The organism is Paucibacter sp. DJ2R-2, assembly GCF_025717675.1.
Taxonomy (GTDB): Bacteria; Pseudomonadota; Gammaproteobacteria; order Burkholderiales; family Burkholderiaceae_C; genus Paucibacter_A.
This window is the reverse complement of the sequence record NZ_JAJIRT010000013.1, coordinates 46,740-57,175: the sequence shown is the minus strand read 5'-3', so window position 1 is coordinate 57,175 and position 10,436 is coordinate 46,740. Positions and strand designations below refer to the sequence as shown.

The 10,436-nt window shown below is 64.8% G+C and carries 7 protein-coding genes; 1 reads left to right on the top strand and 6 read right to left on the bottom strand.

From position 1 onward, the window contains the following. The first annotated feature begins 119 nt into the window (after positions 1–119). Positions 120–617, top strand: a complete 498-nt coding sequence (locus tag LNV28_RS22575; RefSeq protein WP_263519973.1) for a hypothetical protein — start codon at positions 120–122, stop codon at positions 615–617. 295 nt (positions 618–912) lie between these two features. Here the strand turns inward: LNV28_RS22575 and LNV28_RS22570 are convergent, their stop codons facing one another. The 6 genes from LNV28_RS22570 to LNV28_RS22545 all read right to left on the bottom strand — a co-directional run bounded on the left by LNV28_RS22570 (position 913) and on the right by LNV28_RS22545 (position 10,378). Continuing rightward, the gene (locus tag LNV28_RS22570; RefSeq protein WP_263519974.1) at positions 913–1,728 is read right to left on the bottom strand and encodes a CsgG/HfaB family protein; all 816 of its coding nucleotides are present in this window, start codon (positions 1,726–1,728) and stop codon (positions 913–915) included. An 82-nt stretch (positions 1,729–1,810) separates the two neighbouring features. Beyond that, positions 1,811–3,616: an aspartate--tRNA ligase gene (gene aspS, locus LNV28_RS22565; protein WP_263519975.1), complete on the bottom strand. Its 1,806-nt coding sequence runs from the start codon at positions 3,614–3,616 to the stop codon at positions 1,811–1,813. 142 nt (positions 3,617–3,758) lie between these two features. Next, positions 3,759–4,415 carry a DUF502 domain-containing protein gene (locus LNV28_RS22560; protein ID WP_263519976.1) on the bottom strand — a complete coding sequence of 219 codons (657 nt, stop codon included), beginning with the start codon at positions 4,413–4,415 and terminating at the stop codon, positions 3,759–3,761. Positions 4,416–4,485: 70 nt separating this feature from the next. Continuing rightward, the gene (locus LNV28_RS22555; protein ID WP_263519977.1) at positions 4,486–4,824 is read right to left on the bottom strand and encodes an FmdB family zinc ribbon protein; all 339 of its coding nucleotides are present in this window, start codon (positions 4,822–4,824) and stop codon (positions 4,486–4,488) included. A 55-nt stretch (positions 4,825–4,879) separates the two neighbouring features. After that, positions 4,880–6,340, bottom strand: coding sequence for a high affinity choline transporter 1 (locus tag LNV28_RS22550; RefSeq protein ID WP_263519978.1), 1,461 nt, complete (start codon positions 6,338–6,340; stop codon positions 4,880–4,882). 132 nt (positions 6,341–6,472) lie between these two features. Continuing rightward, positions 6,473–10,378: a two-component regulator propeller domain-containing protein gene (locus tag LNV28_RS22545; protein ID WP_263519979.1), complete on the bottom strand. Its 3,906-nt coding sequence runs from the start codon at positions 10,376–10,378 to the stop codon at positions 6,473–6,475. Positions 10,379–10,436: the final 58 nt, after the last annotated feature.

Genomic DNA, 10,436 nt, shown 5'->3' with positions numbered 1-10,436 from the left:
TTCTTGGACGGCGGCGCCGCGAGCGGAAGTAGCGCCCTTTCAAAGTGGTTGACTTCGGGTACAAGTAGCAATCTGGTGTTCAATCTGGCCTGAGCATCAATGTCTTCGTACCTCCTTCGATGAAAAACATGACCCTGCTTTCCTACCGATGGCCCGCACTCCTGTTGCCCTTGCTGCTAGGCACTGCGGTGCGGGCAGCAGATTTTGAGTTGGTCAGCCCAGAACAGAGTCGGGCCGAACAGGCTGCGGTCGCTGCAGCGGGCCCTCAGGCGGACACGAGCCCCCTGCCCGTAGCCAGGACGCGCTCGCTTCGTCCGCGCATCGTGGTGCTGTCACCCAAGTCAGGCATCGGTCCGTTGAAATCCCCCATCCGCTTCGAACTGCTCTTCGAGCCGTCAGGTGAAGTCAAGATCAACCCAAACACGCTGAAGATTCTGTACGGCTTCCTCAAGATTGACCTGACCAGCAAGATCCGCGAGAACGCCAAGATCAGCGATACGGGGATCCTGGCCGAGGGAGCGGTCATACCCAAAGGCGACCACAAGCTGCTGATTCAAGTTGCTGACGAATTCGGCCGCATGGCCGAGACAGAGTTGCGATTCAAGGTCGACGAATAGCGCTCGTCCTCAAGGCTCTTGCAAAACGCTGACGATGGGTGGCCCAGCATCAACCCTGGTCTACCGAGTCGCAGTCAAGCCGGGCGCCGCACCCGCTTGAGCGCCATGAACCGGCCAGGTGGCTACAACCACGTTGCCTGGGCTTTAGCAGTTGCAGCACCGATCAGCACCTGCAGATCGGGCGTGGGAATGACCACCAGCACCGATTCCGAGATCTTGTAAGGCCGTGCCGCAAGAACTCGCTCTCATGCGGGAAGCATGAGCCGAGGGAAATGACACGGGCATGCGCGGTGCTTCAGCCCTTGCCGGACTTGGTCGCCACCGGCGGCGGCAGGTCCTTGGCCGCCAGCTCTCGCACCTGCACGACCAGCTTGTTGTGGGCGTCGAGAAAGGCCGCGGCGATCACCTTGCCTTCGTTGGTATTGGCCCAACCGGCGCCACCGGCGCCGCCCAGCTTGCCGACCACCAGGCCGCCCATGCCGAGGTCGGTGACGCGCACCGAGCCGGTGGCTGCGGCGATCTGCTCGGTGGTTTCGTTGTCGGTCAGCAGCAGGGCCACCTGAGCTTCCTTGAGCTTGACCTGCTCGGCCGCGGCGACGAATTTGTTCAGCACCGGAATCTGCGCCATCAAGCCGCCAACTTCGCGGCCGGCGTTTTGCTCGCTGAAGCTGAGGCTGGGCGTCAGGCTGTACTGGGCCTCATAGCCTTTTCCCTTGTGCACCGTGCTGCCCTGTTGGCGCAGGATGCCGGCATCCTTGAGCTCTTGCTCCTTGATGGTGGCCTTGAGGCCGGCGGCGCGGTCCACCACGCGGAAGCAGCCGCTTTGCTGGGCCAGCAGGCGGATCAGCGGCACGGGTGAGCTGGGCAGGTTGTAGCTGCTGGCGACGGTGTAGCCGCTGGGGTTCTCGACCAGGGCCAGGGTGGCCACCGGCGCCTCGCACTTCATCAGCTCGCGGCTGGCTTTGTGGGCGCCGGCCGCGCCGGCCGAGCCGGTGATCTCCGAGCTGCCTTCGCCCAGAGTGGCGCCCTGCTTGCCGCAGGCGACCAGGGTGAGAGTCAGCGCCAGCACGGACAGCGCGGCGGGGCTTCGACGTGTCTTCGACAGGAACATCCGGTAGCACTCCCTACGTTTGGTAACAGGCCAAAAAAAAGGCAGCCGAAGCTGCCCTGGTGTGATGCAAATGCTTTGCGCATCAAGTGCCGCTGGTGCCCGACACCGCCGCGGCATTGCGCAGGCGGATGTGCAGCTCGCGCAGCTGCTTGTCGTCGACATTGCTCGGTGCACCGGTCAGCAGGCACTGGGCGCGCTGGGTCTTGGGGAAGGCGATCACGTCGCGGATCGATTCGGCCTTGGTCATCATGGTGACGATGCGGTCCAGACCGAAAGCCAGGCCGCCGTGCGGCGGGGCGCCGTACTGCAGCGCGTCCAGCAGGAAGCCGAACTTGACCTGTGCGTCTTCCTTGCTGATCTTGAGCGCGTCGAAGACCTTGCTCTGCACTTCGGCACGGTGGATACGGATGGAGCCGCCACCGAGTTCCCAGCCGTTCAGCACCATGTCATAGGCCTTGGCGATGCAGGCCGCCGGGTCGGTGACCATCAGATCCTCATGGCCGTCCTTGGGCGCGGTGAAGGGGTGGTGCACGGCCGCCCAGCGGTCGTTCTCTTCGTCGTGCTCGAACATCGGGAAGTCGACCACCCACAGCGGTGCCCAGACATCGTTGAACAAGCCATTGGCCTTGCCGAACTCGCTGTGGCCCACCTTCAGGCGCAGGGCACCGATGGCGTCGTTGACCACCTTGGCCTTGTCGGCGCCGAAGAAAATCAGGTCGCCATCTTGCGCGCCGGTGCGAGACAAGATGTCGGCCACGGCTTGATCGTGCAGGTTCTTGACGATGGGCGACTGCAGACCTTCGCGGCCCTTGGCCACTTCATTGACCTTGATCCAGGCCAGGCCCTTGGCGCCGTAGATCTTGACGAACTCGGTGTAGCTGTCGATTTCGCCGCGGCTGATCGAAGCGCCACCGGGCACGCGCAGGGCCACGACACGGCCACCCTTGGTGGTGGCCGGGGTCGAGAAGACCTTGAAGTCGACATCGCCCATGACATCGGTCAGTTCCGTGAACTGCAGCTTGACGCGCAGATCAGGCTTGTCCGAGCCGTAGAGGTGCATGGCGTCCGCATACTTCATGACCGGGTACTCGCCCAGGTCCACGTTCAGCGCCTTCTGGAAGACGTGGCGGATCATGCCTTCGAACATAGCCCGAATCTCTTCCTCGCTGAGGAAGGAGGTCTCGATATCGATCTGGGTGAACTCAGGCTGGCGGTCGGCGCGCAGGTCTTCGTCGCGGAAGCACTTGGTGATCTGGTAGTAGCGGTCGAAACCGGCCACCATCAGCAGCTGCTTGAACAGCTGAGGGCTCTGCGGCAGCGCGAAGAACATGCCGTCGTGCACGCGGCTCGGCACCAGGTAGTCACGCGCACCTTCAGGCGTGCTCTTGGTCAGCATCGGGGTTTCGATGTCGACAAAACCGCGCTCGTCGAGGAACTTGCGCACTTCCATGGCCACGCGGTAGCGCAGCATCAGATTGTTCTGCATATAGGGGCGACGCAGGTCCAGCACGCGATGGGTCAGGCGCGTGGTCTCGGACAGGTTCTCGTCGTCCATCTGGAACGGGGGCGTGACCGAGGGGTTCAGCACTTCCAGGCTGTGGCACAGCACTTCGATCTTGCCGCTGGTCAGGTTGGCGTTCTCGGTGCCGGCCGGACGCAGGCGCACCAAGCCGACGATCTTCAGGCAGAACTCATTGCGCACATCGGAGGCGATGGCGAACATCTCGGGGCGGTCCGGGTCGCAGACGACTTGCACCAGGCCTTCGCGGTCGCGCAGGTCGATGAAGATCACGCCGCCATGGTCGCGGCGGCGATGGGCCCAACCCATCAGGGTGACGGTCTGACCCTGCAGGGTCTCGGTGACTTGGCCGGCGTAACAGGTTCTCATTGCAGATTCACTCCAAAATTTCTTTGATTCGAGGCGGCGGCGCCAGCAAACAGGGCACGGCCGCGGGGGCATTCAGTTCAAGGCTGAGCGGCGCTGAGGGGCTGCATCCAAAGCCCTCAGGGTTGAGCGCGTGCCGGGGCGCTCAACCCGGCTGATTTCGGGCCGAGCCCTCGTCAGCGCTGATCTCGCCTTCCGGCGCCACCACGCCCATGGAGATGATGTGCTTGAGCGCTGCGTCCACACTCATCTTCAGCGGGCGCACACTGGCGCGCGGCATCATCAGGAAAAAGCCCGAGGTCGGGTTGGGTGTGGTCGGCACATAAAGGCTGACATGCTCCTCACCCAGGGCCTCGGCCACCTCGCCGCTCGGCTTGCCGGTGACGAAGGCGATGGTCCAGCTGCCCTGGTGCGGGTACTGCACCAGCACGGCTTCGCGGAAGGCGTTGCCGCTGCTGGAGAACAAGGTGTCGGAGACCTGCTTGACCGAGCTGTAGATGCTCTTGACGATGGGGATGTTGGACAGCAGGCGGTCCCATTGGCGCAACCACCATTGGCCAAAGATATTGGCCACGAACACGCCCGTCAGCAGCATGCCGCCGACCAGGATCACCAAGCCCAGACCCGGCACATGGCGCAGGCCGTCGATGCTGTCGTGCAGCGAGGCCGGCGCCACCGCCAGCAAGGCCGCCAGCATGGAGGCGAACACGCTGTTGATCAGCCCCAGCACCCACAGCAGCACCCAGATGGTGATGGCCAGAGGCAGCCAGACCAGCAGGCCGGTGACGATGTACTTTTTCACGGAGGTCCTATTCGGGGGCGCGAGAGGCTTGGGCTGAGGCGTGCGCTGAGACGAAGGGTTCAAGCGCAGCTCAGTGGCAGGCGCAGGAACCGCCGCAGGCGGTCGGAGCCGATGCACTGCTGCCGCCGCTCTCGCCGGAGCTGCCGCCGCTTTCGCTGGCTGAAGCGGCAGCCGGCGCGCCCGCAACCACACCGCCGGTCGCTCCGGTGGCAGCAGCAGCGCTGCCGCTGCCCTTGAAATCGGTGGCGTACCAGCCCGAACCCTTGAGCTGGAAGCCCGCGGCCGTGACTTGTTTCTGGAAGGCCTCGGCACCGCAATGCGGGCAGGTGCTCAGCGGAGCATCAGACATCTTTTGCAGCACGTCTTTGGCGTGACCGCATTCGGCGCAGCGGTAAGCGTAGATCGGCATGGTCTAAACCGTTGATTCAAAACCGTAAATTATAAGGGCCGGCGTGACCCGGGCCTCAGACGGCCGCTCCCGGCTCGATGCCACTGAGCTTGTGGTGCGAAGCATGCACGTTCTTGATGGCCTGGGGGCCCAGCGAGCCGATCAGCATGCCCACCACGCCGGCCAGGAAACCAGCCAGCTGGGACGGAAAAATCTCGCCGGCCGGCGTCACCTGGAACAGCACCCATGTCAGCACGCCCAGCACGATGGCAAAGATGGCGCCTTGGGTGCTTGCGCGCTTCCAGTAAAGGCCGAACACCAAGGGCACGAAGGCGCCGACCAGGGTCACTTGGTAGGCGGCCGAGACCATTTCATAGATGGGCGTGCCCTGCAAGGCAATTGCATAGGCGCAAACGCAGGCGCTGAAAATCAGCACGGCGATGCGCATGGTGCGCAGCTCCTGCTTGTCACTGATGCGAGGGAAGAACTGGCGCCAGATGTTCTCCACAAAGGTCACCGAGGGCGCCAGCAAGGTGGCCGAGGCGGTGGACTTGAGGGCCGAGAGCAAGGCGCCAAAGAAGATCACCTGCATCACGAAGGGCATCTTTTCCATCACCAGGGTCGGGATGACCTTTTGTGGGTCTTCGGCGATCAGGCTGGCCGCCTGCTCCGGCATGATGATCAAGGCACTGGTGACCAGGAACATGGGCACGAAGGCGAACAGGATGTAGCTGATGCCACCGATCACCGGGCCGCGGGTGGCGGCGTATTCGTCCTTGGCCGACATCACACGCTGGAACACGTCTTGCTGCGGAATCGAACCCAGCATCATGGTGATGGCCGCAGCGATGAAAAACACGATGTCGTGGAACTTGGGCTCGGGCAGGAACTTGAACAGGTCCTTGCTGGTGGCCAGGTCGATGACCTTGCCGGCGCCGCCGGCCATATCGGCCGCAAACCAGGCAATGATGGAAAGACCGACGACCAGGATGATCATCTGGACGAAGTCCGTCACTGCCACCGACCACATGCCGCCGAACAAGGTGTAGGCCAGGATGGAAGCCGTGCCCAGAACCATGCCGACCGGGATGCTGATGGCACCGCCCGAAAGCAGGTTGAAGACCAGGCCCAGAGCCGTCACCTGAGCCGAGACCCAACCCAGGTAGGACAGGATGATGATGAAGCTGCACACCACCTCGACCACGCGGCCATAGCGCTCGCGGTAGTAGTCGCTGATGGTCAGCAGCGTCATCTTGTAGAGCTTGGCGGCGAAGAAGATGCCGACCAGGATCAGGCAGGAGCCGGCGCCGAAGGGGTCTTCCACCACTCCGTTCAAGCCGCTTTGCACGAATTTGGCCGGGATGCCAAGCACGGTTTCCGAGCCGAACCAGGTCGCGAAGGTGGTGGTGACAATCATCACCAAGGGCAGATGGCGGCCGGCAATGGCGAAGTCGGCCGTGTTCTTGACCCGCCGGGCAGCCCACAGGCCGATGGCGATGGTGACCAGTAGATAGGCAAAGACCAGAGTCAAGAGCATGGTGGCGGGTCGCTAGGGGTGGACAAAACGGGCCGGATTATCTCTGCAATGCGTGTCGATCCGACAGGCGGGGTTTTCACCGCCGACCCTCGAATGCGGGGGAACAGCGCAGCAGAGCGCTGCGCCGAGAGTTCAGGCTTCAGCGGGCTGCGGCGCCTGCGGCGCCACGCGCGGCAGCAGCAGCTCGAACACCGCGCCCTGCCCCGGCTCGCTGCTGACGCTGATCTCGCCGCCCAGCATGGAGCGCACGAGCGTGTAGCAGAGGTGCAGGCCCAGGCCGCTGCCGCCACTGCCCAGCTTGGTGGTGAAGAAGGGATCGAAGACCCGCGACAAATGCTCGGCCGCGATGCCACGGCCGTCATCGCTGAAGCGCAGGCGCACGCGCTCGGCACCGGCCGCCTCGGCCTCGATGCGCATCTGGCCGTTCTGACGCCCCTCGAAGCCATGGATGATGGCGTTCAACACCAGATTGCTGAGCACCTGGCCGAGCGGGCCGGGATAGCTGTCCAGACTCAAGCCGGGCTCAACCTCGATTTGCAGGTGATGGCCATCCTTGCGCAAGCGGTTGATCAGGCTCAGCTGCACCTCCTCACAGAGCTGGGCCAGCTCAAACTCGCGGCGGCGTTCCGAGGTCTGGTCGACTGCCAACTGCTTGAAGCTCGACACCAGGCCGGCGGCGCTGGCCAGGCCGCGCACCAAGAGGCCGGCGCTGGCCTCGGCGGTGTCGCAGAAGGCCTGCAGCTCGGATCGGCGCAGCTGCCCCTCGGCCAGCAAACGCTTGAACTCGCGTGTGCCGTCCTGCAAGGTGCTGGCCGCCAAGAGGCTGTTGCCCAACGGCGTGTTCAGCTCATGGGCCACACCGGCCACGAGCGAACCCAGTGAGGCCAGCTTTTCCTGCTCGAAAAGCTGGTTCTGGGTGCGTTTGAGCTGCGCGTAGGCGTCGGCGTTGTCGAGTGCCACAGCGGCAAAGGCGGCCAGAGCTTGGAGCAAATCCAGGTCAGTCTGGCGGTAGGCATCGGCGCGCTCGCTGAGCACGCTGATGACACCGATCACCTGACCCTTGACGCGCAGCGGCACATACAGGCCCGAGGCCGCATGGGTCGGCTCGGCACCGCTTTGCAGCTCCAGTGAAGCATCGATGCGTGCGTCGCGCGCCCGCACGGCGCTGTCGAGCAGGCGGTTGTCATGAGCAAACTGACGCAACCACTGCGCTTCGCCGCTGAGCACGCAGCGGGCGGCCGGCTGCTCGGCGGCACTGAGGTTGCGCCGGTAGGGCTTCATCGCATGGCCATGGTCGATCACAAAGTCGAACGCAATCGCCTGCTCCTCGGCGCGCAAAAAGCCGATGCCGAACACCGTCGCGGGCATCAGCGATTCCACATGGCGGTACAAGGCCTGTTGAATGGCGGCCAGATCCAGTGATGCCGTCAGCTCGCGGCCGATCTCGCTGACCGTGGCAATTTGCTGGCGCTGCGCTCGCACCTGAGCGGTGCGCAGCTCGACCTGGCTCTCCAGCTGAGCCTGCACCTGGCGCAGTCGATTCAGGCGCAGCTGCCAGGCAGCAGCCAGTCCCAACACACAGGCAGACAGGGCCAGCGTGCGGAACCACCAACTGCTCCACCAGGGCGGCTGCACAGAAATGGCCAGCAACTGGCGTGCATCAGCCCAGACCCCGTCCGGGTTGGCCGCCCGTACCCACAGCCGGTAGTGGCCCGGATCCAGATTGGTGTAGGTGGCCAGACCTTCACCAGGCGCACCGAATATCCAGTCGCGATCGAAACCCTCAAGCTTCCAAGCGTATTGCAGGCGACTGGCATTGTAGAAATGCTGTGCACGCAGCTCAAAACTGACCATGGCCTCCCGGTGAGTCAAGCTCAGTTGCTCGGCCAAAGGGAGCGGACCCGTCACGCCCAGTGCCGCCAGACTGCTGGCGGCGTCATGGGCCACGTGAACGGCTTGGGCCGGATCCAGCAAGGAGCGATTGAAGATGCGGATATCGGCCAGCACCACCGGGGGCGCCACAGGGTTGTCGCGCAGCTCGGCGGGATTGAAAGCCAGCACTCCATCACCGCCGTAGAGCAGGCGGCCGGCCTCGCCGCGCGCGCTGCCACCCTGGGCAAAGTTGCCGCGGAATTGCCCCGAACGCGCCGGGTAGTGGCGCAAGGCCTGACGCGCCGGATCGATGCGACTCAGACCCTCGGGGCTGGCAAACCAAAGCGCGTCGTCCTCGGCCAGCTCCAGGCTGTGCGCCCAGCCCTTGGGCATGCCGGCCAGGCCCCGCCAAGACTTGAGCTGCCAGGCTCCGGTCTGGACCTGCAGCAACTCATACAGGCCCAGCTGCGTGCCGGCCCAGATGCGCCCTTGCCCGTCCTGGCGCAAGGCGTAAATGGCCAGCTCGGCCGGCTGGGGCATGTCGGCGCTGGGCTGCACCGGCTGGCTGAAACTCTGGCTGCGAGGGTCCCAGAGCTGTAAGCCCCCTTTGCTGCCCAGCCAGACCCGACCATCACGCACGGGCAGCACACAGTCGATCACCTCGTTGCTGAGACTGCCCGATTGGCCAGCCTGGCGACGGTAACGGCTGAGCTGACCATTGGGCGCGAAGCGGTAAACCCCGCCGGCGCTGCCCGCCCAGAGCTGACCCTGATCGTCCAGCGCCAGGGAGCTGATCGACATGCCGCCACCGAGGCGCTCGCCGAGCTCAAAGCGACGCGCCTGCCGGCTCTTGAGATCCAATAAAAACAAGCCATCGTCGCCGCCCACCCACAGTCCCCGGCCAGGCTGCAAGAACAAAGCTTTGATGTAGCGCATGGGCAGCTGTTCGGGGCCGATGCGCTCGGCCTCGCCGCTGGGCAGGTGCAGGCGGTTGAGCCCGCCGCCATAGCTGGCCACCCAGGCATGGTCGGCCCCGTCGGCGGCCACCGCCATCACACTGTCGCTGGACAGGCTGCTGGCATCGCCGACCACCGAGCGGTAGCTGCGAAAGCCGCCGCCGCGCAGATCAGCCAGAGACACCCCCCAACTCCAGGTGCCGACCCAGAGCACGCCACTGCGGTCCTGGAACAGGGAGGAGATCGAATTGCTCTGGACGCTGTCCGGCAAGGCTGGATGGTGGACATGGGACTCGAACTGCGTGCTGCCCGGTCGCAAGTGCCAAAGCCCGGCGCCTCCGGTACCCACCCAAATGCCATCGTCCTGGTCGCGGAACAGGCTGTGCACCAGGCTGGAAGGCAGGCCCCAGCGGGCCGGCAGGTCAAGATGCGCGCCGCTGCGGGTGTCCAGCATCTGCACGCCCGAGTTGGTGCCAATCCAGGCACGCTGCTCGGCATCGATCACGAGGCTGCGCACGCCAGGCTCGGCCTTGCCAAATCCGGCCAAAGGCCAGCGCTGCAGCAATTGGCCCTCGGCATCGAGATGCAGCAGATCGCGCCCGGCGATCAACCAGACGCCGTCGCGGCCGTCGCTGCGCAGTCCCATCAGGACAGGACGGCGGCCCGGCACCAGGGGTTCCAGGGCTGGCAAGGCCACCGGACTGAACTCGCGCCGGGCGGGGTCGAAATGCAGCAGGTCCACACCAGTCTGAACCCAGACTCGCCCGCGGGACGCCGACTGCAAGCCCAAAACATGACGCTCGCGCATATGGCGCTCACCCGGCAGGCCATGGCGGCGCAGGGTTTCGCTGCGCAAATCCATCTCATCCAGGCCACGCTCGGTGCCCACCATGAGGCGCTCACCCGGCAGCAGCAAGAGGCTGCGCACACTCGGGTGACTCAGGGTTTCGGGGTCGGCCGGCTCCGACGCGAACAGTCGTCCGCCACGGCCGTCAAAGCGATAGAGGCCGGCACTGCTGCCCAGCCACATCAGGCCACGCGAATCCTGCTGGGCAGACGAGATCACGGCCTGCAGGCCGGAACGTTCGCCCCCCAGCAACTCGAAGCGCAGGCTCTGCAGGCCATTGCCGGCCAGCGCCGCAGCAGGCAGCCAGCAGGCCACCAAGATCAAGCGCAGCAGACAGCGACGGAGCTTCAGACTCAGGGCCATGGGCATGCGCCGCAGCCTAACTGAATCGCGTCCCCGCTCCTATCGGTCTGTCCCTAGG

Excerpts from the sequence above, each read along its gene's own strand:
- LNV28_RS22575 (WP_263519973.1), top strand. The coding sequence starts at position 120 with ATGAAAAACATGACCCTGCTTTCCTACCGATGGCCCGCACTCCTGTTG.
- LNV28_RS22570 (WP_263519974.1), bottom strand. The coding sequence starts at position 1,728 with ATGTTCCTGTCGAAGACACGTCGAAGCCCCGCCGCGCTGTCCGTGCTG.
- aspS (WP_263519975.1), bottom strand. The coding sequence starts at position 3,616 with ATGAGAACCTGTTACGCCGGCCAAGTCACCGAGACCCTGCAGGGTCAG.
- LNV28_RS22555 (WP_263519977.1), bottom strand. The coding sequence starts at position 4,824 with ATGCCGATCTACGCTTACCGCTGCGCCGAATGCGGTCACGCCAAAGAC.
- LNV28_RS22550 (WP_263519978.1), bottom strand. The coding sequence starts at position 6,340 with ATGCTCTTGACTCTGGTCTTTGCCTATCTACTGGTCACCATCGCCATC.
- LNV28_RS22545 (WP_263519979.1), bottom strand. The coding sequence starts at position 10,378 with ATGGCCCTGAGTCTGAAGCTCCGTCGCTGTCTGCTGCGCTTGATCTTG.